The organism is Microbispora rosea (assembly GCF_900156315.1).
Classification (GTDB): Bacteria; Actinomycetota; Actinomycetes; order Streptosporangiales; family Streptosporangiaceae; genus Microbispora; species Microbispora rosea.
Window position 1 is genome coordinate 33,138 of the sequence record NZ_FTNI01000027.1, and the last position, 22,785, is coordinate 55,922.

29 protein-coding genes are annotated in these 22,785 nt (G+C 72.0%); 10 read left to right on the forward strand and 19 right to left on the reverse strand.

Annotated features, from left to right (window positions below):
* Positions 1-3 precede the first annotated feature (3 nt).
* Together BXA11_RS30875 and BXA11_RS30880 are read left to right on the forward strand one after the other, a co-directional pair.
* Complete coding sequence (locus tag BXA11_RS30875) at positions 4-984, forward strand: MinD/ParA family ATP-binding protein (protein WP_076440174.1); 981 nt, start codon at positions 4-6, stop codon at positions 982-984.
* A complete protein-coding gene (locus tag BXA11_RS30880; RefSeq protein ID WP_076440176.1) occupies positions 984-1,736 on the forward strand; it encodes a hypothetical protein in 753 nt (250 codons plus the stop codon). Before BXA11_RS30875 ends, BXA11_RS30880 begins: the two co-directional genes overlap by 1 nt.
* Here the strand turns inward: BXA11_RS30880 and BXA11_RS30885 are convergent.
* From BXA11_RS30885 to BXA11_RS43380, 3 genes are read right to left on the reverse strand one after another with little or no spacing between them, the layout of a single operon-like run.
* Positions 1,733-2,536 (reverse strand): hypothetical protein, encoded by an 804-nt coding sequence (locus tag BXA11_RS30885; protein ID WP_076440177.1) that lies wholly within the window; start codon positions 2,534-2,536, stop codon positions 1,733-1,735. The genes BXA11_RS30880 and BXA11_RS30885 overlap by 4 nt on opposite strands.
* Positions 2,537-2,593: 57 nt before the next feature.
* Positions 2,594-3,310 (reverse strand): hypothetical protein, encoded by a 717-nt coding sequence (locus BXA11_RS43375; RefSeq protein WP_159454862.1) that lies wholly within the window; start codon positions 3,308-3,310, stop codon positions 2,594-2,596.
* A gap of 30 nt (positions 3,311-3,340) precedes the next feature.
* Positions 3,341-3,913: a hypothetical protein gene (locus BXA11_RS43380; protein WP_076440181.1), complete on the reverse strand. Its 573-nt coding sequence runs from the start codon at positions 3,911-3,913 to the stop codon at positions 3,341-3,343.
* A gap of 164 nt (positions 3,914-4,077) precedes the next feature.
* On the opposite strand from BXA11_RS43380, the gene BXA11_RS44930 reads away from it, so the two are divergent.
* On the forward strand, positions 4,078-4,320 hold the full coding sequence (locus tag BXA11_RS44930; protein ID WP_239105134.1) for a CDGSH iron-sulfur domain-containing protein: 243 nt from the start codon (positions 4,078-4,080) through the stop codon (positions 4,318-4,320).
* Here the strand turns inward: BXA11_RS44930 and BXA11_RS30905 are convergent.
* The 14 genes from BXA11_RS30905 to BXA11_RS30970 form a co-directional block, all read right to left on the reverse strand.
* Positions 4,269-5,372 carry a glycosyltransferase family 2 protein gene (locus BXA11_RS30905; RefSeq protein WP_076440184.1) on the reverse strand — a complete coding sequence of 368 codons (1,104 nt, stop codon included), beginning with the start codon at positions 5,370-5,372 and terminating at the stop codon, positions 4,269-4,271. The genes BXA11_RS44930 and BXA11_RS30905 overlap by 52 nt on opposite strands.
* Complete coding sequence (locus BXA11_RS30910) at positions 5,369-6,412, reverse strand: iron-containing redox enzyme family protein (protein WP_076440186.1); 1,044 nt, start codon at positions 6,410-6,412, stop codon at positions 5,369-5,371. The genes BXA11_RS30905 and BXA11_RS30910 overlap by 4 nt, the downstream gene beginning before the upstream one ends.
* Positions 6,412-7,149, reverse strand: coding sequence for a class I SAM-dependent DNA methyltransferase (locus tag BXA11_RS30915; protein ID WP_076440187.1), 738 nt, complete (start codon positions 7,147-7,149; stop codon positions 6,412-6,414). Before BXA11_RS30915 ends, BXA11_RS30910 begins: the two co-directional genes overlap by 1 nt.
* 69 nt (positions 7,150-7,218) lie before the next feature.
* On the reverse strand, positions 7,219-7,455 hold the full coding sequence (locus BXA11_RS30920; RefSeq protein ID WP_076440189.1) for a hypothetical protein: 237 nt from the start codon (positions 7,453-7,455) through the stop codon (positions 7,219-7,221).
* A gap of 69 nt (positions 7,456-7,524) precedes the next feature.
* Positions 7,525-7,989, reverse strand: a complete 465-nt coding sequence (locus BXA11_RS41620) for a gas vesicle protein K (protein WP_083744694.1) — start codon at positions 7,987-7,989, stop codon at positions 7,525-7,527.
* Positions 7,976-8,293 (reverse strand): gas vesicle protein, encoded by a 318-nt coding sequence (locus BXA11_RS30930; protein WP_076440191.1) that lies wholly within the window; start codon positions 8,291-8,293, stop codon positions 7,976-7,978. The genes BXA11_RS41620 and BXA11_RS30930 overlap by 14 nt, the downstream gene beginning before the upstream one ends.
* The gene (locus tag BXA11_RS30935) at positions 8,290-9,177 is read right to left on the reverse strand and encodes a GvpL/GvpF family gas vesicle protein (RefSeq protein ID WP_239105133.1); all 888 of its coding nucleotides are present in this window, start codon (positions 9,175-9,177) and stop codon (positions 8,290-8,292) included. Before BXA11_RS30935 ends, BXA11_RS30930 begins: the two co-directional genes overlap by 4 nt.
* Positions 9,170-9,664: a gas vesicle protein gene (locus BXA11_RS41625; RefSeq protein WP_083744695.1), complete on the reverse strand. Its 495-nt coding sequence runs from the start codon at positions 9,662-9,664 to the stop codon at positions 9,170-9,172. The genes BXA11_RS30935 and BXA11_RS41625 overlap by 8 nt, the downstream gene beginning before the upstream one ends.
* On the reverse strand, positions 9,661-10,023 hold the full coding sequence (gene gvpO, locus BXA11_RS30945; RefSeq protein WP_076440192.1) for a gas vesicle protein GvpO: 363 nt from the start codon (positions 10,021-10,023) through the stop codon (positions 9,661-9,663). Before gvpO ends, BXA11_RS41625 begins: the two co-directional genes overlap by 4 nt.
* A gap of 76 nt (positions 10,024-10,099) precedes the next feature.
* Positions 10,100-10,333 carry a gas vesicle protein GvpG gene (locus BXA11_RS30950; RefSeq protein WP_030509755.1) on the reverse strand — a complete coding sequence of 78 codons (234 nt, stop codon included), beginning with the start codon at positions 10,331-10,333 and terminating at the stop codon, positions 10,100-10,102.
* A 19-nt stretch (positions 10,334-10,352) separates the two neighbouring features.
* Complete coding sequence (locus tag BXA11_RS30955; RefSeq protein ID WP_076440194.1) at positions 10,353-11,144, reverse strand: GvpL/GvpF family gas vesicle protein; 792 nt, start codon at positions 11,142-11,144, stop codon at positions 10,353-10,355.
* Between the two features lies 1 nt (position 11,145).
* On the reverse strand, positions 11,146-11,559 hold the full coding sequence (gvpJ, locus tag BXA11_RS30960; protein WP_076440196.1) for a gas vesicle protein GvpJ: 414 nt from the start codon (positions 11,557-11,559) through the stop codon (positions 11,146-11,148).
* A 98-nt stretch (positions 11,560-11,657) separates the two neighbouring features.
* Complete coding sequence (locus BXA11_RS30965; protein ID WP_076440197.1) at positions 11,658-13,085, reverse strand: SRPBCC family protein; 1,428 nt, start codon at positions 13,083-13,085, stop codon at positions 11,658-11,660.
* A gap of 5 nt (positions 13,086-13,090) precedes the next feature.
* Complete coding sequence (locus BXA11_RS30970; RefSeq protein WP_076440199.1) at positions 13,091-13,651, reverse strand: hypothetical protein; 561 nt, start codon at positions 13,649-13,651, stop codon at positions 13,091-13,093.
* 333 nt (positions 13,652-13,984) lie between these two features.
* Here BXA11_RS30970 and BXA11_RS30975 point away from each other — a divergent pair, with 333 nt between their 5' ends.
* From BXA11_RS30975 to BXA11_RS31000, 6 genes are read left to right on the forward strand one after another with little or no spacing between them, the layout of a single operon-like run.
* Positions 13,985-14,461 (forward strand): Asp23/Gls24 family envelope stress response protein, encoded by a 477-nt coding sequence (locus BXA11_RS30975; protein WP_076440201.1) that lies wholly within the window; start codon positions 13,985-13,987, stop codon positions 14,459-14,461.
* Complete coding sequence (locus tag BXA11_RS45675) at positions 14,458-14,883, forward strand: Asp23/Gls24 family envelope stress response protein (RefSeq protein WP_308441073.1); 426 nt, start codon at positions 14,458-14,460, stop codon at positions 14,881-14,883. The genes BXA11_RS30975 and BXA11_RS45675 overlap by 4 nt, the downstream gene beginning before the upstream one ends.
* Before the next feature lie 2 nt (positions 14,884-14,885).
* Entirely contained in the window at positions 14,886-15,071 is a 186-nt protein-coding gene (locus tag BXA11_RS30985; protein ID WP_076440203.1) for a hypothetical protein, read from the forward strand.
* Positions 15,068-15,382 carry an Asp23/Gls24 family envelope stress response protein gene (locus BXA11_RS30990; protein ID WP_076440204.1) on the forward strand — a complete coding sequence of 105 codons (315 nt, stop codon included), beginning with the start codon at positions 15,068-15,070 and terminating at the stop codon, positions 15,380-15,382. The genes BXA11_RS30985 and BXA11_RS30990 overlap by 4 nt, the downstream gene beginning before the upstream one ends.
* A 52-nt stretch (positions 15,383-15,434) precedes the next feature.
* Entirely contained in the window at positions 15,435-16,013 is a 579-nt protein-coding gene (locus BXA11_RS30995) for a DUF6286 domain-containing protein (RefSeq protein WP_143734607.1), read from the forward strand.
* A 17-nt stretch (positions 16,014-16,030) separates the two neighbouring features.
* Positions 16,031-16,606 (forward strand): Asp23/Gls24 family envelope stress response protein, encoded by a 576-nt coding sequence (locus tag BXA11_RS31000; RefSeq protein WP_076440206.1) that lies wholly within the window; start codon positions 16,031-16,033, stop codon positions 16,604-16,606.
* A 46-nt stretch (positions 16,607-16,652) separates the two neighbouring features.
* Here the strand turns inward: BXA11_RS31000 and BXA11_RS31005 are convergent, their stop codons facing one another.
* A complete protein-coding gene (locus BXA11_RS31005; RefSeq protein WP_030509766.1) occupies positions 16,653-17,015 on the reverse strand; it encodes a DUF488 domain-containing protein in 363 nt (120 codons plus the stop codon).
* 190 nt (positions 17,016-17,205) lie between these two features.
* Here BXA11_RS31005 and BXA11_RS31010 point away from each other — a divergent pair, with 190 nt between their 5' ends.
* Positions 17,206-18,336: a glycoside hydrolase family 12 protein gene (locus tag BXA11_RS31010; RefSeq protein WP_204053845.1), complete on the forward strand. Its 1,131-nt coding sequence runs from the start codon at positions 17,206-17,208 to the stop codon at positions 18,334-18,336.
* Between the two features lie 65 nt (positions 18,337-18,401).
* On the opposite strand, the gene BXA11_RS31015 is transcribed toward BXA11_RS31010, so the two are convergent.
* Positions 18,402-22,658, reverse strand: a complete 4,257-nt coding sequence (locus BXA11_RS31015; protein ID WP_275409730.1) for a discoidin domain-containing protein — start codon at positions 22,656-22,658, stop codon at positions 18,402-18,404.
* Between the last annotated feature and the right edge of the window lie 127 nt (positions 22,659-22,785).

Consider the following 22,785-nt stretch of genomic DNA (forward strand, 5'->3'; position numbering starts at 1 on the left):
CCCATGACCGAGATCCGCACTTCGGTGCCCACTCCTGCCGAGCAGTTCCCGGAGAGCGTGCCTCTCACGGCCGAACATCTGTTGACCAACCGCCGCATAGAGCCCACCGGTGGATGGCGGCGGCTCGTCTACCAGCTCTCCGGCGGCCGGATCATCCCCTCGGAGTCGGCGGCGGAGCTGGAACGGCGCACGCTGATCGCCCAGGCCCAGACACCCGTCGCCAGCGGTCACCACAGGATCGCGGTCATGAGCCTCAAGGGCGGGGTGGGGAAGACCACGACGACGGCGGCGCTGGGCAACACGCTGGCCTCGTTGCGCGGCGACCGGGTGATCGCCATCGACGCCAACCCCGACAGGGGGACGCTCGGCATCAAGGTCAAGTCGGAGACCGCGGCGACGATCAGGACCCTGCTGGCCGAGGCGCCGCACATCGTCAGGTACGCCGACGCCCGCGCGTTCACCTCGCAGTCGTCCGCCCGGCTGGAGGTGCTCGCCTCCGACACCGACCCGGCCGTCAGCGAGGCCTTCGACGCCGAGGACTACCGTACGGTCGCCAACCTGATCGAGCGCTACTACTCGATCTGCATCACCGACTGCGGCACCGGGCTCCTGCACGGCGCGATGGGCGCCACACTGGAGCTCGCCGACCAGATCGTGCTGGTCACCATGGTCGCGGTGGACGGCGCGAGCTCGGCCGCCGCGACCCTCGACTGGCTCACCGCCCACGGCCACGGCCACCTGGTGAAGAACGCCATCGTCGTGCTGAACGCGGTCGAGCCGAAGTCACACGTGGACGTCGACCTGCTCGAACGCCACTTCGCCGGACGCTGCCGCACGGTGGTGCGGGTGCCGTTCGACCCGCATCTGAAGGAGGGCGCGGAGGTCGACCTGGCCCGGCTGCGGCCCACCACCCGGGGCGCGTACCTGCGCCTCGCCGCGGCCGCCGGGCAGGCATTCTCGCAGCGGCAGGACCGGAGCAAGTAGTGGGACCGGTCATCCCCGATCCGGCGCTCGACTGGGACCTGGGACCACCGCGACGGTGGGATCCCCGGCACCTGATCGTCGCCGTCGCGGGGGTCGTCACCGTCGTGGCCGTCGCGGTGATCGTGCTGCAGACCCGGCAGGCCGCGCCGCCGCCCACGCCGGCGCGCGTCGTCGCGCCGGTCGTCGCGCTGGCGGTGCCCACCGGTCACGAGGGCGACGGGGGCTACCCCGTCGGCTTCCCCCACACCGAGATCGGGGCGGCGTCCGCCGCGGCCGCCGCCCTGGAGGCCGCCTGGACGCTCGACGTCGGCCAGGCGGAACAGGCGGCCGCGCTGTACGCCCCGCCGGACCAGCGTGAGGCGGCACGCGAGGGTGCCCGCGACGCCGTACGCGGCTGGCGGGAGACCCTCGGCCTTCCCCCCGAAGGCGAACTCCCCGCCGGGGCGGCCCTGCGGACGCAGACGATCGGCGTCCAGTGGAGGGTCCGCTCCGAGGACCAGGTGCAGGTCTCCGTCCTGGTTCAGGTCACGGCGGCCACGGGCGCCGGTGCCACCGGCCCCGTCTACTCCAGCCCCTACGCCATGAGCCTGCTGATGGCGTGGAAACCCGATATGCGTGGCGCGGACAAGGGCGACTGGGTGAACATCCCCGACCCGACCCCCCCGTCCGTGCCCGCAGCAGCTCTCCCAGGGACGCCCGAGTTCGCCGCGGCGGGCTGGAAGTCCCTCATCGGTCCCCGGCCCACTCCCTAGATCGAGGAAGAGCCCTCAATGACCCCCCGAATGTCCTCCCGGCGCGCCACCCTGGTCTCCGGCCTGCTCCTGGCCGCGGTATCCGCGACCGGCGGCGCCGTCGTCGCGCAGCCCTGGGCGGCCGTGGCCGAGCCCGGCCGGGACGCCCCCCCACCGATAGAAGGCGCCGCCGCCCTGGCCGCGCCCACCTCCGACGAGCCCGGCGGCGCCATGTCGTCCTCGTCGGATTCGTCGTCATCATCGGGCTCGGCGTCGGGTTCGGCGCCCGATTCCTCGTCGGGCGGTTCCGGAGGCGTGCGTGCCGGTGCGCACGACGACGCCGCGAACGCCCCGGACGGCGCCGCCTCCGACACCCGGACGGAGGTCAGGGCCGGCTCCGGTTCCTCCGCCGGTTCGTCCGATGCGGCCCGCGACTCCTCCGACGCCTCCCGTCGCTCCTCGCGTGGCTCCGATGGCGCCTCGGGCGCGGAGCAGGAATCGTCCCGCAGTACGGGTGATTCGTCCGGCTCCGCGGGCGACGGCCCCTCCGGGGACACCTCGAACACACCCGACCACACGACGATCGCGCCGAACCGTGCCCGCCACGAGCCCGACGGCGCCGGGAACGCACCACGCGGCGCCGGGAACGCGGCGGAGAACGACGCGCCTGAAACACAGACGGCGGACAGGGCCGGCTCGCGTTCCTCCGGAGGCTCGTCCGGTGCGTCGCGTGACTCCGCCGGCAGCTCCGATCGCCCCTCCCGGGAGTCACGGGAGTCCGCCGGATCATCCTCCGGCTCGTCCGGCGGTGCCTCGGGCACCGAGGCCGGCGCCTCCGCCCGCGACCGGACGGCCCACGAGACGCGTGATCGGGACCGTCAGGTCCGGAGCCGGAGGGCCCTGTCCGCGCCGAGGGTGCAGAGCAGGCCGGAGCCGAACGGCGGGCCGAGCGCGGCGGCGGCTCCGAAACCGGCGGCGGGCGGCGGCACCACCGCGACTCCCGGCCAGACGGGCCAGCCCGGCCAGAACAGCCAGCCCGGCCAGACCGACCGGCCCGGCCAGAACAGCCAGCCCGGCCAGACCGACCGGCCCGGCCTGTCAGGCCAGACCGGGCAGGGAGCGGCGGCGCCGACCGCGAGCAGCGGACCCACCGCGGCGGCGGCACAGAGCGCGGCGACACAGAGCGCGGCGACACCGAGTGCTGCGGCACAGAGCGCGGCGGCAAAGAATGCTGTGGCACAGAGTGCGGCGACACCGAGTGCGGCGGCAAAGAATGCTGCGGCACAGGGCGCTGTGGCACAGAGTGCTGCGGCGAAGAATTCTGCGGCTCGAGGGGCGGGTCCCGCCACTCCCGCACCCACCGCGAGCGGTGCGACCGCGCCCAAGGCGGGCAACGACCACACCGCGGCCGCTTCACCGCAGGCCAGCCCGCAAGCACCCGTACCGGTGAGCGTCTCGCCCGCCCCGGGCACGACCCCCGGCACGACTCCGAGCACCACCCCCGGCACCACGGCGAGCACGCAACCGAGCTCCACGCCCGCGAACGAACCGACGGGCACACCGTCCGAGAAGCCGTCGGAGAAACCGACGGTCACGCCCCCCGCGAGTCAGAAACCCACCACGAGTCAGAAACCCACCGCCAACCCGAAACCCACGGACAAGCAGGCGCCGACCGAGAAGCCGACGGCCAAGCCGACGCAGCAGCCTCCGCAGCCCAAGCCGAGCATGACCGTCACCGCGACCGCGCTTCCCGCCGCCACTCCACCCGCCGTTCCACAGGCGGGCGGCACGGCGACGCCGGCGCAGACGGCCCCCCCGGCCGGGACGCCCACGTCTCCCACGGCTTCGACAGCCGGGCCGACGTCGCCGGGCAGCCCGGTGTGGGAGATTCCCGCGCAGTCGCTCACCGGCGGGTCCGCGGCGGTGCCGCCTCCCGCCGGCGGACAGCCGCCGACCGCACCGATCGTGATCCCGGGATATCTGCCGCTGCCGCCGCTGGTCGCCCATGTGCATGATCGGTGCGGGGACGACGGCACGGCCGGCTGCTGGAGTCTGGCGCCCTGGCGAAGCCGTACGTCCGGGCACTCCTCGGATTTCTCGGCCGGTGAGGGGACGAGCGGTACGGCGACGCCACGTTGGGCCTTCGCCCCGCCGAGCGTGAAGTCGGGCGTGCCCAGCCCGTCGGGCGTGCCCGGCACGTTCAGCGCGCCGTTCGCCGGGTCCGCGCTCGCGGCGGACGAATCGGACGCGGGCCGGGCCGGATGCTGGGCCTTCAGCCCCTCTGCCCACTGCGCGAGATGGGACTGACCGTACGCCGCCGACCACGTGTTATGTCGTCACCGTTCCGGGCACGCTGCACCGCATGGAGCACATGGCGGAGGACCCGGCCACGGTGGCGGCGGTCACGGTGACGCCCTGCGAGGACGGCCCGCTGCTGGTGCGCGGGCCGTTCACGCTGATGACGCAGGACGGACGGCGCATCGATCCGGGCAGGGTCACGGTGGCGCTGTGCCGCTGCGGCCGGTCCTCGACCAAGCCCTTCTGCGACGGCTCTCACAAGGCGGCCGGCTTCCGCGCGGCGAGCGAGCCCGACCCGCTCGGCTGACAACGCACCGGCGGCCGGTCGCCGAGGTCCCATCCGGAAGGGACGGACGCCTGGAGTGCGCGGCGGCGGAGCCGGCGCGTCGAATGCGCGGCGACCCGCAGGCGACGCCCCGCGTACGGCACGCCGCCGAGCACGAACCTCGCGGCGAGGGCCGCCCAACTGCAGGTGGCGCGTTCGAGCACCCAGACCGGCGCGAACAGGCCGGCAGTGGCGGGGAAGACCCGGCGGCCTCCGGCGCGGCGGCGTCCGATCTCCGCCAGGCCGACCGCAGCCACCGCGCCCGCCACGATCGACGCCGGCCGGCGTCGCCACAACGCCGCGCCCACGCAGGGGAGGACGGCGAGGAAGACCGCCATCCGCGCGGGCTGCGCCAGGTCGTCGTACGCCTGCCGGATCCGCTGCGACCAGAACCGGCGGGTGTCGGGCGGCAGGCGCCGCACGTACAGGTCGAGCGGGCGGACCTCCCGGCCGCCGTGGGCCCGGACCGTGCGGATGAGTTCCAGGTTCTCGAACAGCACGTCGCCGTCGTAGCCGCCCATCTTCTCGAACGTCGAGCGGCGTATGCCGAAGGTGCCCGGATAGTCCGCCCCGAGGCCGCGGTTGAGCAGGGTGCGGGCGGTGTCCCACCGGGCGTGCCAGGGGAGCGGGTGGAAATGGTTCTGCGGGCGGACGAGGTCGGCGTGGTCGAGCAGGGCGTGGACCCGGGCGAGCGCGTCCGCGTCATAGCGCACGTCGTCGTCGGCGATGACGACGTGTTCGGCGCGTGCACGGCGCATGCCGGTGAGCACGCCCGCCACCTTGCCGTTCGCGATCGTCAGGTCCTCGTCGGGCCGCACATGCACGGCGATGCCGCGCCACAGGCGTGCGTGCCGTTCGAACAGCGGTGACGGCGAGCCGTCCACCACCACGATCCGGGCGTGCCGGGACAGGTCGCGCAGATAGCCGGTCAGCTCCGTCAGCCCGGTGTCGTCCTGCCAGCGCAGCGGCAGCACGTAGTCGATCTCCGCGGTGGCGCGGCCTGATCGGTGCGGGCGGCGGCCGTGTGTGGTCATCGCACCGTCACCTCGGCGTCCGTCTCCCGCAGCGAGGTGCGCCCCTCCCGCCAGCGGCCCAGCAGATGCTCCGCGAAGAGCCGGTCGAGGGTCAGCGCGCAGGCCGCGCCGTACAGGATGTCGCCGGTAAGGCCGGGGTGTTCCGCGGCGAACGCCCCGCACATGTCGTGCGCGGCGATCTGCTCGTGTACGGCGTCGGCCTGCACATGCTCGTCGAAGTAGCGGCGCGCGCCGGCGTCGCCGCCCAGCCGCCGCAGGCCCTGGCTGTAGCGGCGGTTGGGTAGCGACGAGGTCATCTCGAACGCCGCGAGGTGCCCGAGGAGCGCGCCCCGGCGCCGGCGGTGCAGCCCGAACAGCGACATGACGTTGGTGATCGCGAGCGTCACCCCGGGGACGAGGCCGAGGTAGGCGCCGTAGGAGTCGTCGAGGCCCAGCCCCCGCATGGTCGCCCGGAACAGCTCGGCGTGCATGCGCTCCGGCCTGCCGCCGCCGTACTCGTCGGACTGGATCTCCACCAGCGCGGCCTTCGGCCGCCCGAGCAGGCGCGGGATGCCCCACGTGTGGGGGTCGGCCTCCTTGAGCTGGTAGATCGACCGGTGGACCACGAACTCGCGGAACTGTGCTGTATTGGCTCTACTGCGCAGGTACGCCGACAGGGAGGGGCCGTCGTCGGCCGCCACCAGCGCCGCCAGGGCCCGGGGCACCTCCCGCGACGGCGGAGCCGGCGGGCGGGGCACGCGCCGGGCCAGCCACCCCTCGAACCACGTCTCCAGGCGCTCCCGCAGGGCGAGCAGCGACGGGTTCCACTCCCAGCGGTCGTCGACACCGTCGAAGCCCTGGTAGTGCAGCTCGTAACAGACGAACAGCGCGAGCTGGGCGTCCTCATCGCCGAAGCACGGGTCGCAGTGCCGGTCGCCGTGCTGGTTGCTGTGCCGGTCGCCGTACGGGCCGGCGGGCGGCGGGCCGAAAGCGTGCGGCGGCCGGGCCAGCTCCGCGAAGAGCCGCTCGGTGAGCGGCCCTCTGGGCGCGGGCAACTGCATCAGCGCTCCAGCAGACGGTAGACGGACACGTGGGCGCGACTGTCGTCGGTGAACGGCGCGCCGGACCAGTCGGCCCAGCGGTGCTCCCGCCGCATCCCGGCGAGCCGGGCCATGAGGTCCAGCTCGCACGGCCAGGCATAGCGGTGGTTGACCGGCAGCAACCGCAGGCCGTCCGCGGTCATCCGCAGTCTCGTGGTGTGCATGAACTGCTCGGCCGGGCTCAGCCGGGCGGCCTCGACGACGACCTCGTCGTCGCCCAGCGACAGCAGCCGCAGCGACGTCCGGTCGCGGAAGGCCGCGGGGTCCGGCACCCACGCCTCGATCACGAAGCGCCCGCCGGGCCGCAGATGGGCGGCCGCGTTGCGGAAGCACCGCACCTGGGCCTCCTGGGAGGGCAGCGCGAAGACGGTGTTGAAGGCCAGCAGGACGAGCGCGAACCGCCCCTCGACCCGCACCTCCGAGAAGTCGCCCACGGTCACGGGGATGCGGTCGCCGCCGGGCTTGTCGCGAAGGGCCGCCACCATGTCGGGTGACCCGTCGACGCCCGCCACGGCCAGGCCGCGGGCGGCGAGGGGAAGCGCCAGCCTGCCGGTGCCGATCCCGAACTCCAGGACGGGCCCTTCCCCGGCGAGCCGGAAGACGCGCTCGACCGCCAGACCGGTGGGCAGGTGCTCCACCATCTCGTCGTAGATGTCGGCGATCGTCCGCCCGTACGCGGACGCATCGAATCCCCCCATACGCTCCCCCCAGCGCCCCAGCGCCCCAGCGTCCCGGCGCCCCAGCGTCCCGGCACCGCGGTCGGTCCGTCACGCCCCCAGGTCGCGGGCGACCACGTCGAGCTGGTCCGCGAGCTCGCCGAGCCGCCGGTCGTCCACCGGGCCGTCTCCCAGCCGGCTCTCCAGGTCGCGCCGACTGGCGATGACCAAGCCCTCGGCCCGCGACTCCGGCACGACCTCGCACCGGCCGCCCACCAGCACCAGCGTCGCGTCGGGCGACGGCGACTCCAGCAGTGCACGCACCTCGTCCCGGCCGACGACACCCATGACGTCTCCTCCCGGCGCCGATCGTCTCCTCCGCCTACCCCTGCCACCTGGTCGTACACGCCCGCGCGCTCACCGCGCGTCGGTGGGCAGCAGCGTGCCGAGGGGCCCCAGGTCGAGGTTGAGGTCGGACGGCGAGAGGTCGAACCGCTCGCACAGCTCGGTCATGGCCTCCTCCAGGCGCATCAGCGTCAGGCCGAGCGTCTCGACCTGCTCGTCGGACAGGTCGCCCTGGTCCATCCGCCGGATGGCCTGCCGTTCCACGAGCTGACGCACGAGCTCGACGAGCGTCAGCACGAGACGGCTCAGGTCGCGCCGCACCGCGTCCGGGTCGGTGTTCAGCCGCCAGGGGCTGCCTCTCCCGGATTCCGCGCCCCGCTCCTCATGAGCGGTCTCCCACTGAGCTGCTTCCCGCTGAGCCGGATCCCGCTGAGCCGGCTCCCCCTGGTAGGGGCCGCCCGTCTCGGTCTCCACGCCCAGCCGCCACGGCCCCGCCGCGGTGTCCCACGGAGCGCTCCTGGCCTCACCACCGGTCATCCTCACTCTCCCTTCTGCCGCCGCGGATGTCCGTCGCCCGGCCGCCCTCCGCGTACGGCTCGCCGAGCGGGTCGAACGGCTCGGTGCCGCGTACGGAGCCGAGCAGCGCCCGCAGGGAGATGCGGACGAGGTCGACGTCGGCGATCGACAGCACGATGTCGCCGGTGATCACCACGCCGCCCGCGAGCAGCCGGTCGAGCAGGTCGACGAGCGCCACGCGCTCGGGCGGCAGGCGACCCTCGTCGGCGAGGGCGGCGCCCCGAGGCCGCTCCGGCAGGTACGCCGGGGTCCCTCCGGGCGTCATCGCACGCCCCCGGCCCGGCCCGCCCCGAGGTCGATCGAGGTGAAGGAGTAGGGCGCCCACGGGCCGGTGAGTTCGACGTCCAGGAACCGGTCGCGGTAGCCGCCGAGCACCGCGGCGAACTCCTCCTCGCGGGCCGGATCCACCAGGTAGGCGCCGTTGAGCACCATCGACTCGCTCCGCCCGGACAACTGGGGGTCCTGCGGGCGGTGGCGGCGGCTCGCCACGGCGATCTGTCCCAGCTCGGCGTGCAGGAGCTCGGCCCGCTCGGCCGCCGCGCGCCACAGGTCCTCCCTGCCGCGCAGGCTCTCCTTCTTCCGGCGCAGGTATGCCATGCCGGGGCTGTCGCCACCGCCCGCGGCGGTGGCCGCGGGCGCCGGGGAGGGGGGTGGCGTGTCCCGGCGCAGGTAGGCCTTGACGCCCCACTCCCGCCGTCCCGCGACACGCGACAGGATCTCCGTGAAGTCGTCGTGCCGCAGGTCGAGAAGGTCGCGGACCTGCTCTTCGCCGGTGTAGACGGTCACGAGGCGCACGGGGGCGGTCGGCCCGGCCGCCGCCAGCGCCTCGACGACCCGGTGGTGCGCGCGGGCGACTCCCTCAACCCAGTCGAGGTCCTCCAGCGAGCGGCGCAGCGGTTCCTCGCCGAACCGGTCGAGGGGCACGTCGCTGACGTGGGCCACAAGCCCGCCGCGAGGCACGGGCCGCACCACGCCGCCCATGACGCCGCGCAGGTCAGGAGGCCTCTCCGCGCGCTCCACGCTCGCTCCGGCCGTCCCGTTCTCTCCGGCGGGTGTCACCGCGTACAGGTAGACCCCCTGACCGACGCCGGGGTGGTTCTGGCTCAAGGCGGGGTGGTTCTCGCTCATGGCGGGGTGGTGGTCACGCACGGCCGGGCTCCGTTCCGCCGGGGCGGCCGAGCCGCCGGTCGCGGGCCTCGGCCTGGCGGTCGCCCCGCCGCTCACCGGCGCGTTCTCCCGCACGCTCGACCGGTCCTCGCTCCTGCGCGCGCTCGCCCGGTTCGAGTTCCGTCCGCTCCTCCCAGGCGACCAGGCGCTCCTCGACCGCGCTCAGGCGCTCGCGGAGCCGGCGGTTCTCCTCGACCAGCTCGCGGTCCTTGCCGCTGAGCCACGGGTCGCGCTCCCACCAGTCGATGCCGATCTCCCGCGCGGTGTCGACCGAGGCGATGACCAGCCGCAGCTTGATGGTCAGCAGCTCGATCTCCAGCAGGTTCACCTTGATGTCGCCGGCGATCACGATGCCCCGGTCGAGCACGCGTTCCAGGATGTCGCCCAGGTTGGTCGACTCCCGGCCCATGACGGCAGGCGGCCCGTACGACGACTCGCGCAGGACGGGACGCGAGCGGGGATCGGTCATAGCCCACCGCCGTAGGCGCCCGTGCCACGCCGGTAGGTCCGGGTGCGCCGGTAGGACATGAGGTTCCCCTCGTCGTCCACCTGGCACTCGTAGATCGACAGCATGTCGCCGGTCGACGGGATTCTGCGGTCCTCGACGACCTCGACGTCCACCAGCCAGCCGTTCTCCACGGGTTCCACCGACGTGACCCCCTCCGTCTCCTTGGAGGTCAGATCCGCGATGTAGCGCAGGCCGAGCCGTCCGGCGGACACCGCGTTCAGCGCGGCCCGACGCCGGCGCGGCTCGGCGTGCTCGTCCCCGCGCTCGTCCTCGTCTTCGCCCTCGGACTCGTCGTACGGCCCGTCCTCCTCCGCAGGCATGCTCGAGGACGCCCGCCGCCCGTACGGTGCGGCGTCCTCGTCATAACGGACTCTCCGCCGGGGAGGCATGGGACGATCACCCCCTCCGCGGGCCGCTCATGAGCCTGAGGATCTCCTCCACGGCCTGGGCCTCCTCCTCTTCGGAGATCTGGCCCGAGCGTCTGGCCTCCTCGATGGCCTCCAGCCGCCGCCGGACCGCCGCCGGATCCCGCAGTTCATGCTCGACCTGCTGCTGGATCAGCTCGCCCAGCCGGATGACGCCATGGACCGGGGCGAGCGGCCAGGTGAACAGCAAGCTGATCAGTCCCACGGCGGTCTCCTCTCATGAGTCAGGTGGTGACGAAGTCGTACGGCGCCATCGGCCCGAGCAGCCGGACCTCGACCCGATCTCCCCACTCGGAGCGCAGCTCTCCCACGGCGCGTTCGAAGCCGGCCTGGCGGTCGTTCTCCACGAGGAACGCGACGTGCGCCGCGTCCCGTTCGTGGCTGGGGTCCCGGACCACCGCACCCGCGGTGAAGGGCTCGAAGCGTTCGGCGACCGCCCGGGTGTCGGCCTCGCGTTTCGCGGCGATGATCTGCGTGATGAGCTCGCCGAGGCGGATGCGTTCGTTGCGCGTCACCTCTTCCGGCAACTGCCTGATCCGGTCGCGCAGCTGCCTGGCCTCGGCGTTCTCGGTCAGCACCTCGACCAGCACCGGCTGCTCGGCGTACCGCGCCTTGAGGACGAACTGGGTCCGGCCCTCGATCTGCTTCAGGGCGGCCGCGAACGAGTCGTGGTGCGGGGCCAGCAGCTCCTCCACGACCGCTTCCGGCGTGGTCATCACGGCGCCGAACCGCAGGGGGAGCACGGGGACCTCGGCCGCGGCCTCGTCGAGCAACTGCTCGTGGGCGACCAGGTCCTGTGCGCGGCCGAGGGGGCGGTCCACGTCGACGTCGCTCACCAGGGCGGCGATCTCACCGTGCCTGATGATGGTGACCCGGCGGGGAGGATCGCCCACTCCGATGGCGTCCTCGCTGATCTCGACGTCCTCCGGGAGGATGCCGTAGACGTAGCACGCGGTGTTGCGCGGGGGAGCCTCGGCCCCGTCGCTCGCCCCGGACTGCCTGGTGGAGCCCGTCATCTCAGTCCTCCTCCCGTCGACGCCGGCGGGTACGCGGGGCGGGTTCTTCCGCGTAGCTCTCCCTCAGGTCCTGCAGCTTGTCTCCGGCCGCCTCCAGCACGCCCTGGACCATGCCCTTGGTCTTGCCTCGGGCGATGCTCTGGGGCGCGCTCGACAGGAGGCCGGGCAGCCCCGGTTGCTGGGAGGCCAGGTCCAGCCGGTTCACGGCCTCGGCGAACCGGAGATAGGTGTCGACGCTCGCGATGACGACACGTACGTCGATGGTCAGAATCTCGATGCCGACCAGTGAGACCCGCACATAGGCGTCGATCACGAGGCCCTTGTCCAGGATCGTGTCAATGACGTCGGCCAGGCCGGATCCCGACGACCGGCCCGGCAATCCGCCGCCACCCGCCGGTGGAACGGCTACCGTCATACGCTTCCCCTCCTCGGTTTCCTGTCGTGTTTCCGATCAGTCGCTCCGCCCTCCGCATCCCGGCGTACGGGCGGCTGCTTCCACTGCCTCCGTGGCTCTCACTCGGGAGGACGGCGCCGCCGGACCAGGGGGCGGCGGCGCACCGGCTGCTCCTCGGCCTTGCCCGTCTCCTCGGCCTTGCCCGTCTCCTCGGTCTGCTCGTCCCTACGGGCCTGTTCGCCTCTCCGGGGCCGTTCGTCCTCGCCGCGCTCGGTTTCCGACCCGCGCCGCCCGGCCGGTGCCCGCGTGCCACGAGCCTCGGGCTCGTCCGCGCGCCCGCGGGTGGCCGTCGATCCGGCGCGGGCGCCCGCGTAGGCGGGCCTGCGCTCCCGCTCCGGCTCCTCCTCCTCTTCTTCCTCCTCGTACGGCTCCTCGTACGGCTCCTCCTCGGACTCCTCGGGCTCCTCGGCCTCGGGCTCCTCGGGAGCCTCTTCCTCGCGCTCCTCGGGGGCCTCCTCGCCCCGCTCGCGGTCCTCGCGTTCGCGCTCCTCGCGCAGCGCCGTCTCGTGGTCCTTGACGACCTCGCTGTCGCGGATCTCGCCCCGCCAGCCCTCGATCTCGTCGGGACGCAGCAGGGCGCTGGTCATGACGTGCCGTCTGAAGTGCTTGAACTCGAGCCGGACGCGGCGGCCCTGGGCCCGCCACAGGTTGCCCACGCGCTCGAAGAGACCCTGCGGGTGATACTCGACGACGAGCAGGACCCGGGTCAGCTCGGGAGTGATCTCGTGGAAGGTCACAGAGCCGTCCGGGAAGCCCTTCGGGCCTTCCGACCGCCAGATGATCCTGCTGTCGGGGACCTGCTCGATGATGGTCGACTCCCACGTGCGGTGGGACCAGAAGACCTGCGCCTTCCACCCGAGCTTCTCGTCGGACTTCTGCTCGACGGTCTCGACCTTCTTCATGAAGCTCGGGAACTCCTCGAACTGCGTCCACTGGTTGTAGACCAGGCGGAGCGGCGCGCCGATGTCGAGCGACTCGACGATGTTGGTGACCTTGAGCTTCTTGCCCTTGCGGCCCTTGCCTCCGCCGCCGCCGAACAGGCCCTTGATCTTCTCCTTGCCGTACGCCATGATCGCCGCACGTACGGGGTGACCGCCGCCGCCCTCGGTCAGAGCGCTGGTGACAGCGCCGAGCAGACCGCCTCCGCCCGTCGCGCCAAGCCGGTCGGCCGCCGACTTGAGCAGGTCCCGGGCACCCCTTCCGCGGGTGAGGCCGCCGAGCAGCCCGCCGAGCGCCTCCCGCCCGCCGCCCTGTTTCCCCGTGAGCGCGCTGAACAGCCCGGAGCCGCCGTGCTCCACATAGTCGGTGAGGCGGCCGGCCAGGCCGTCGATTCTCTCGGTGACCCGGGACAGCGCGCGCTCGGCCACGGCGGTGGCGAGGTTCTGGAACTCCTGCCCGAGCCGTTGCGTGGGCAGCGCCCCTTCGTCCGGCGCCTGTGGGCCCCGTGTCCGTTCCGTCTGGGCCCGTTCCCGCGTCTGTTCGGTCATCGGTCTCACCTCCTCCGCAGCACGGGACGGGTGGGACGGATCCGGGGCCGGCGGCGCTCCTCGGGTTCCGGCTCCTCCGCCTCCTCCTCGTACGGCTCCTCCTCGTAGTCCTCTTCCTCCTCGTAGGACTCTTCGGGCTCAGGCTCGCGCTGCTTCGGGCGGCGGCGGGGCGCCCGGCGGCGGCCCTCCTCCGGACGCTCCTTCTCCTCTTCCTCTTCCTCTTCGGCCGCGGCCCGGCCCCGGCCCTTGGGCTGCCGGAGCGCCTCGGCGCGTTCGTGCAGCTTGTCGCTCAGGTTGTCGATCTGGTGGCTGGTGGCGCGCTTGGCGGCCGCCTTGCCGACGTCCAGAAGGTCGCCGCGTACGCGCTCGGTGAGCTTGCCGAGGTCGGGGGCGGCACCGCCGAGGATCTTGGGGACCTGTTCGAGGAGGGCTCCCGCGGCCCCCCCTCCCTTGAGGCGGGCGGCGAGGATGGCCAGCGCGAGCACCAGCGCCAGGCGCAGCTTGTGGTGCCGGCCGAGGTAGTAGCCCGCGATGACAGCCAGGGCCACCTTCAGTCCGTCTTTCATGGTCGCGCCTCCTACTGGCTGCCCCGATGCGCCGTTCCGGCCATCCGCCCGTCTCGCCGCACGACGCTGCGATCCGACTGAACGGTATGAATGCCCTAGACGGGCACACAAAAACTCGATCTCGTACATATCGGGCAGTTTTAGTAGGACTTGATCTCCTCCTTTGGGCTGTCCGTTATGACTCTCGCCAGGCTCGCCGGTCTTGGTGTGTTGGAGGGGTTCCGATGACACAACCTCGCCCTACCTCGGACGATTACTGTGTGCAAACCGGGTATCACGGTCTTACATCGGCGGTAAGCGGTATCTACCGCACGCGTGAAACGGGTGAGTCACATGACCGAGACCAGAACGTCGACCGCGACCGTCGAGCCGGCGCCCGGGCGATCCCTCGGGACGCAGGGCGGCTCCGGCCTGATGACGGAGCGGGGACGTACCACGATCTCCGACGAGGTGGTCGCCAAGATCGCCGGCATGGCGGCCCGTGAGATCGACGGAGTCCATGACTTCGGCACCGGCACAGCCCGCGCGTTCGGCGCGATCAGGGGCGCGCTCGGTGGCGAGGACGGCGTCACCCGAGGCATGTCGGTGGAGGTCGGCGAGCGGCAGGCCGCCGTGGACATCCACCTCATCGTCGAGTACGGCGTCGCGATCCCCGACCTCGCGCAGGCGGTGCGGAGTCATGTGATCCGCGCGGTGGAGCGCATGTGCGGGCTGGAGGTCACCGAAGTCAACATCGCGGTCGACGACGTCAACCTGCCGAGGCAGCAGGAGCCGCAGACGCCCGGCGACGGGGAGCCGCGGGTCCAATGAGCGCCGTCCCGGAGAGCGCGGGGGCCGAACCCGGCGGCCGACGGGTCACAATGCCCGAGCGAGCCGGGCCCGGCGCCGCGGAAGGCCCGCCACGGCAGCGGGATCCCGGAGCGGGACGAGAAGGCGAAGAACTCGGGGCATCCGCCCGGCGGATCGCGGACCGCGTGCTGTCGTGTCCCGACGTCGCCGACCTGTCCCGGGGACCGTTCGGCGTGGTCGCGACGCACCTGCCCGGAGGTCTCGTCCCGGGCGTCGCCGTACGGGACGACGCGATCGAGGTCGACATCGTCGCCCGGTACGGCAGGCCGCTGCCGGAGGTCGCCGACCTGGTCCGCGACGCCATCGGCGACCTGGCGGGCGGCCGCAGGGTGGACGTGACGATCGCCGACGTGGTCACAGACGACGGCGGAAGAAAGGAATGATCATGCAAGGCTATCCGATCTGGGGCCTCGCGGGGCTGCTGTTCGGCACGGTGCTTGGGGTGGTCGGGGCCTTCGGCGGCCTCGCCGCGTTCATCATCGTCCTGGTCCTCGGCATCGTCGGGTTCTTCGTCGGCCTGGTGCTCGAAGGCGGCGTACACCTGCCGCAGATGCACCCGAGACGGCAATGACCGTGCCCGCGGCGCACGGGACGACGACCATCTCGGACCGTGCCTTCACGAGGATCGCCGAGAAACTGGCGAGCGAGGACGAGCACGTGACCGGCCGGCCCCACGTCTCGGCGTCGGTGTGCGGGGCGGTCGCGGCGGTCCACTGCGATCTGGCCGTGCGCTATCCGGCGCCGGTGCCGCGGCTGGCCGCGAAGATCCGCGAGCACGTCCGGCGGCGGCTGCGCGAGCTGACCGGCGTCGCCGTGGAGAACGTGGACATCGAGGTCGTGGAGCTGGTGCCCGAGCGAAGGTCCGGGCACAGGCTCTCGTGAAGGCCCGAGCGGAGGGATGGCGATGACCGAAGGCCGAGGGCCGTCTGAGAGGGTGCCGCGATTCGTCCCGATGCGGGGGTTCGGGGCCGGAGGAGCCGGCCGGGCCTTCCGGCCCAGCCGCGGGCTGCCGGCCGCGGTCGCCGCACTGGCGCTGCTGGCGGTCGGGGGCCTCACCGCCGTCCACGTGGTCTCCGCGCTGCTGGGGCTGCCCGTCAGGCTCGTGCCGTACGAACAGTGGGCCCGCTGGGCGAGCACCGCGGCCTGGAACGACGGCCGGACGCTCGCGGTGGCCTCCGCGCTGGCCCTGATCGGCCTGGCGCTGATACTGATCGCGCTGGTCCCCGGCCGGGGGCGGATGATCGCGCTGCGCACCGGAGACCCCGACCTGGTGGTCGGCCTGCCGCGCCGCGCGCTGGCACGGGCGCTCAGCGCCAGAGCGAACGAGGTGGATGGCGTGCGCGCCGCGGGAGCGCGGATGCGCGGCTGGCACGCGGACGTGTCGGTGAGGACCGACCTGCGCGACACGACGGCGCTGGGGGAGCGCGTGCGGGCGGCCGTCGAGGACGAGCTCGCCCGGCTGGCTCCCGCCCACCACGTCTCGCTGAACCTGCGCGTCCGCGGCCCGTCGTAGGCGAAGGAGGCAGGACGGTGAAGACGAGATCGGGCAAGGGCAACCGGACCGGCCTGGCGGTGTTCGGCCTGGTCCTGCTGGCGGTGGGCGGCCTCGCGATCGCGCGGGCGCTGGGCGCCTTCGGCGACGCGGCGGCGCGGGAGCCGGTGGTGGACGCCGGGGCCAGGAGCTTCGCGGCGACCACGCCGTGGTTCTGGCCGGTCGTGGCCGCCGTCGGATTCGTAATAGGGCTGATCGGGCTGGCCTGGCTGGTGGCGCTGCTGCGGGTCGACCGGCCGCGGCGGCTGCGCCTGGAATCGGGCACGTCCGGCGTCACCGAGGTCGACGCGCATCCCGCGAGCGAGGCCCTGGCCGAGCAGGTCAGCGCTTATCCGGACGTGCGCCGGGCGCACGCCGTGCTGCGCGGCTCGTCCGACGACCCGCACCTCGACCTCGGCGTCTCCGCCGTGGAACCGGCCGACCTCGGGGCGCTGGTCACCCGGCTGCACGACGAGGCCGTCCCGGACCTGCGCACCACGCTCGGCCTGCGCCGCCTCCCGGCGATGGTCCGGCTCAACCTGACCGGCGGCCGCCGGACCCGCCCCGTCCACTGAAGCGGCCCGCCGAAGCGGTCCGCCGAAGCGGTCCGCTGAAGCCGGATCACCGCGACGAGTGGCCCGACAGGACCTCGGCGAGGACGGCGGCCTGGCTGTGCTCGACGTCCCTGGTCGCGGTGAGCAGGGTCAGCGGACCGTCCTCCATGAGCCGGCGCAGCCGGTCGAGGGCGGTCTGCCGCTCGGGATCGTCCAGCTCGGCGAGATAGCGGCTGCGGAACTCGCCGAACCTCTCGGGGACGTGGCCGTACCAGGTGCGCAGGGCGCCGGACGGCGCCACGTCCTTGACCCATTCGTCCAGGTGAGCGGCCTCCTTCGTGAGGCCGCGCGGCCACACCCGGTCGACCAGCACCCGTGTGCCGTCTCCGGGCGCGGGATCCTCGTACACACGACGGACCGTGACGGGCATCGCTCCCACCTCCTGCGGCCATACTCCCCGGCGTGGGGCGGCGCACGCCGGTGTTCCGGCAGCCGGACAGCCCGTGTGACTGAAAGTTTCACTTTCCGTAAGGGCGTTGTCGCTGGTCCGGGTTTCGTCCACATTGTCGACCAAATCAGCCCATGTTGCCCGCCTCGGCCCGATGTCTATGGTCCGGGGCATGAAGATGCGAATGATCACGGCGGGCCTCGTCATGCTCGGCTCGGTCGCCGCGTCGCTCGTCGTCGGTCAGGCGGCGCATGCGGACACGACGATCTGCGAGAAGTACGGCTCGACCACCGTCCAGGGCGGCAAGTACGTCGTCATCAACAACGTGTGGGGGAGCAGCGCCCCGCAGTGCATCAACGTCACGAACACCGGCTTCACGGTGACGCAGGCGGGGCACAACAACACGGGCGGCACCCCGGCGGCATACCCGGCCATCTACGCCGGCTGCCACTACGCCAACTGCTCCAGCGGCAGCGGCCTGCCCCTCCAGGCGAGCAACAGCCAGTTCAACACGGTCCAGACCAGCGTCAGCATGTCCTACCCGGGCTCGGGGATCTACGACGCGGCGTACGACATCTGGTTCGACCCGACGCCTCGCAAGGACGGCCAGAACACCGGTGCCGAGATCATGGTGTGGCTCAACCACACCGGCTCGGTGCAGCCTGTTGGCTCCCGGGTGGGCACGGCGAACATCGCCGGAGGCACCTGGGACGTCTGGGAGGGCAACATCGGCTGGAACGTCATCTCCTACGTCCGCACCTCGCCGACGAACTCCATCAGCTTCGCCGTCCGCTCGTTCTACGACGACGCGGTGAACCGCGGCTACGCCCAGCGGTCGTGGTACCTGACCAGCGTCCAGGCCGGATTCGAGCCCTGGGTCGGCGGCGCCGGCCTCGCGGTGAACAACTTCTCCTACAGCATCGGCGGCGTGGTCCAGAGCCCCTCGCCGACCCCCACCGTCTCGCCGACCGGCGGCAACGGCAACGGCGGCGGCGCCTGCCGGGTGAGCTACAGCAAGAACGAGTGGCAGGGCGGCTTCACCGGCACCGTGACGGTCACCAACACCTCCTCCAGCGCGGTGAACGGCTGGAACCTCGGCTTCTCCTTCCCGAACGGCCAGAAGATCACCGGCTACTGGAACGCCGACGTCACCCAGAGCGGGTCGTCGGTGACCGCGAGGAACCTGTCGTACAACGGGTCGATCCCGGCGGGCGGGAACACCCAGTTCGGCTTCCAGGGCACCTGGAGCGGCTCGAACGGCGACCCGACCGGCTTCACGCTGAACGGCACCCGCTGCTCCTGACCACCTGACACCCCCCAGAGAAGCGCCGCCGGAGAGGAGCCTCTCCGGCGGCGCTTCTCATGTCGTCAGGGGTTGATGTCGATCGTGAAGGTGGACGTCGTGTTCTTGATGTCCTGGTAGTTGTCGCTGAGCCTGAGGTTGTTGAAGGTCACCGACCCGACCGCCGGGCCCTGGTCGGGCTCGGGCAGCTCGTTCGCCCAGAGACCGAAGCCCGACTTCGCGTCGAACGCGTCGCCGCTCTTGTGCGCTCCGGAGATCGAGATGTTGGTGAAGACGGTGTCCTTGATCGGGTTGACCGGCCGGCCGCCGAGGTACTGGGTCTGGAACATGATCCCCGAGTACGTCGGATCGACGATGTCCACGTTGCTGACCCGGATGCCCTGGAACACCTTCGAGGCGGAGAACAGCCAGATCGCCGGGAAGGTCTGCTGGCCCCAGAAGTGGCCGCCCGCGCGGACGATCGAAATGTTGTCGAACACCGTGGGCGGGCTCGCGCCGAAGCCGTTCATCGGATAGCCGAAGTCGAGCGAGCTGATCGTGATGCCGGAGTAGGTCAGCGTGTCCGCGATGTAGATGTTCCTGAAGGTGTTCGCGTACCCGCCGTACACCGCGATGCCGGCCGCGCGCCACGGCAGGATCGCGGTCAGGTTCTCGTAGACGTTGTTCTTCTCGTCGGCGCCTCCCGCGTCGATGGCAGAGAACAGCGCGAAGCTGTCGTCGCCGGTCGTCCTCGCCTCGTTGTTCGAGACCAGGTTGTCCGTGCTGCCGTTGGTCATGTTGACGCCGTCGGCGAACGTGTCACGGATCCGGGAGTTCTTGATCGTGATGTTGTCCGTGTTCTGACCCCAGTAGAGGCACATCTGGTGCTCGACCCAGATGTTGTCGATGGTCATGTTCGCCACGTTGGCGAAGTTGAACACCTTGCCGGGGCCGTCGACGCGCGAGGTCCAGTTGCCGAAGTACGCGAAGTTCGCGAACGTCGAGCCGTTGGCGGACGACGACGGCTCGAACCCGACGTCGGTGTTCTCCTGCGTGGACGGCGCGTAGAACCGGGTGTACCAGGGGCCGGCCCCGATCACCTTGACCGCCTTGCCGTACACCTGGAACTTGCCCGACGTCTGGTAGTCGCCCGGCGGCAGGTAGACGCCCACGAGCGTGCCCGTGGCGTCCATCCGCACCTTGTCGAGCGCGTTCTGCACGTCCTGGTGGGTGAAGCCGGTCGGCACGGCGTACTTGGCCGGGTCGGGGTCGGCGATCGGCGACGCCTGCTCCAGGTTGACGAAGTCGATCGCGTACGTGGAGGTGTTGGCGGCGTCCTTCTGCAGCCGGATCTTGCTGCCCTTCGGCACGGTCGTCCCGAGCAGGATGTTGGCCTCGTCGTAGATGTGCCGCGGGGCGCCCGCGCCCGGCGAGTTGCCCGGGCCCGCCTCCGGGCCGTACAGCCACGCGTACTTCGAGGTCAGGCTGATCGCCTTGAGGAAGCCGCCGTTGACGTAGACGTTCAGGGTGGCGTCGGTGCCGCCGCCGCCCGCCGCGTCGGGGATGGAGAAGCGGGTGACCAGGGTGTTCGTGTCGGCCCTCGTCGTCCACTCCACATAGCTGCCGGTGGTGGTGAGCCGCACGGCCTTGCGGCCGGACGCCTCACCGGCCAGGTCGCCGATGGTCCGGTTCGGGCCGACGACCGTCGCCCCGCCGCCGGTCACGCCGTCCTCGGCCTCGTACATGTCGTACGGCATGTTCGCGCCGCGGCCGGCGAAGAACGGCAGCGTGGAGGTGTTGTTGGCCTGCTTGACCTGCAGCTCGTTGGCGTCGGCGGCGAGCACGGTCTCCACCGTGTATCTGCCGCTGGCCGCCGTCCACGTGCCCAGGGTCACCGGGCTCGTGGTGGACCCGGCCGCGATCACGCCGCTGTAGGAGCCGGTCAGCGTCTTGACCACGGTGCCCGAGTCGTTCGTGATCGTGAGCGTGATGCCGTGGGCGCCGCCCGCCGAGGCGACCGTGCCCTGGTTCTTGATCGCGACGGTGAACGTCACCGTGCTGCCGCCCGCCGGGTTGCCGGGCGACCAGCTCACCGGGGAGGCCACCAGGTCGGAGCTGTCCACGGGCTTCACGACCAGCGGGGAGGAGGCGGTGAAGGCGTTGTTGGTCTCGTTCTGCTCGATCACCGCGTTCGACTCGTCGACCTTGGCGCTCAGCGGGTAGCTGCCCGCGTCGCGCTGGCCGATGTTCGCCGTCACGGTGGCCGAGGCGCCGGCCGCGAGCGCGCCGACCGAGGCGGTGCCCGCCTTGGTCCCGCCCAGGTAGAAGGCGACGTTGGTCGCGCCGGAGCCGAGGCTGCCCGCGTTGCGCACCGTCGCCGACAGCGTGACGGCGTCGGTCTCCACCGGGGACGCGGGTGAGGCGGACAGGGAGGTGACGGTCAGGTCGGGGTTGGGCGCCGGGGCGCCGATCACCTGGAACTCGGCGACCTGCCCGGCCGGGGCGCCGGAGTTGGCGGTGAACCTGAGCTGCACGTCGGCGACCGTGCCGGAGACCGGAATCGTCACCGTGTTGCCGGTCGCGGGGTTGAAGGTGTAGGTCGCCGCGCCGGTCAGGCCGGTGAATCCCGACGCGCTCTGCTCGCGGCCCAGCACCTGGACGGTCTGCGTACGGGTGGACCAGGCGGCGTCGGGGTTGAGCTTGAGCACGACCGAGCTCACGACGGCGTTGGCCCCGAGCTGGACGGTCAGCGTCTGCGGGTAGGAGCCGCCCGCGCCCTCCCAGTAGGTCGTCAGGTCGTTGTCGTTCGCGTTCGCGGCGACGTAGGTGAACGTGGAGGAGGAGGCGGTGATCGGCCTGCCGACGGCCATGTTCGAGCCGCCGCCCGAGCCGTTGCGTGTGACGGTGTTGCTGGTGATCGACTCGTTGCCCGCGGCGTCCTTGGCCCGCACGTAGTAGGTCACGGTGGCGCTGGTGGGCTGGGTGTCGGTGTAGGTCGTGGTGTTTCCCGCGACGCTGCCACGCAGCACGTTGTTCGCGTAGACGTCGTAACCGGTCACGCCGACGTTGTCGGTGGAGGCGGTCCAGGTGAGCTTGACCTGTCCCGGCGTGGTCTCGGTGTAGGCGAGGTTCGAGGGGGCGGTCGGGGCCTGGGTGTCGCCGGTCGCGCCGTTGCGGGTGACGGTGTTGCTGTTGGCCGACTCGTTGCCCGCGGCGTCCTTGGCCCGCACGTAGTAGGTCACGGTGGCGCTGGTGGGCTGGGTGTCGGTGTAGGTCAGCACGTTGCCGGCGAGGCTGGTGCGCAGCACCCCGTTGGCGTAGACGTCGTATCCGCTGACGCCGACGTTGTCGGTGGAGGCCGACCAGGTGAGCCTGATCTGGCCGGTGGCCGGCTCGGTGTAGGCGAGGTTCGAGGGCGCGGTCGGGGCCTGGGTGTCACCGGTGGGCGCCGGGCCGTACACCTCGAACTCGGAGATCTGCCCGGCGGGCCATGCGGTGTTGGCGGTGACGTTGATCCGGACGTACCGGACGTTGGCGGTGGAGAAGGTGATGGTGACCGTGTTGCCGCTCGCGGGGGTGAAGGCGCGGGCCGCGGAGGCGGCGAGGGTGGAGAAGTTCGTGCCGTCGGTGCCGCCCTGCACGGCCAGCGTCTGGGTGCGGGCCTCCCAGGTGGGCGGGAGCTTCAGCACCACCTTGTCCACCGCGGTCGAGGCGCCGAGGTCCACCTGCAGCCACTGGGGGAAGGCGTTGTTGGCGCTCTCCCAGTAGGTGGCCTGGTTGCCGTCGTTGGCGTTGGACGCGCCGTACACGTCGGCGTGCGCGCTCTCCTTCATGGTCTTGCCGAGGGTGAGGTTGCCGGACGCGGTGGCGGCGCCGTAGACCTCGATCTCGGACAGCTGCGCCGCGGGCCAGCCCGTGTTGGCGGTGATGGTGATCCGGACGTACCGGGTCGTGGTCGCGGTGAAGCCGATCGTCACCGTGTTGCCCGAGCCGGGGGCGAAGGAGCGGCCGGCGGAGCCAACGATCGTGCTGAAGGAGGACCCGTCGGTGCTGCCCTGCACGGCCAGCGTCTGGGTGCGGGTCTCCCACGACGCCGGCAGCTTGAGCACGACCTGGTCGATGCTCGTCGCGCCGCCGAGGTCGACCTGCGCCCATTGGGGGAAGGCGTTGTTGGCGCTCTCCCAGTAGGTGCCCTGGTTGCCGTCGTTGAGGTTGCCCGGGACGTACGGGCTGTTGCCGCTGCTCGCGGTCACGGTGCGACCGGCGGCGAGGTTGGGGCCACCGGCGGCGGAGGCGGGGGAGAGGGGCGCGGCCACGGCGAGCAGGCAGGCCGCGGCCACCACAGCGATCAAGCGCAATAACGGGACATGCGTTTTCGACATTTGCGTTCCTCTGTCCGGCAGGAACCGACCGGCGGGTCATCCGATCCCGCGGTCGTGGGGGGATTTCGGAGATCGGGGGTCGCTGGGG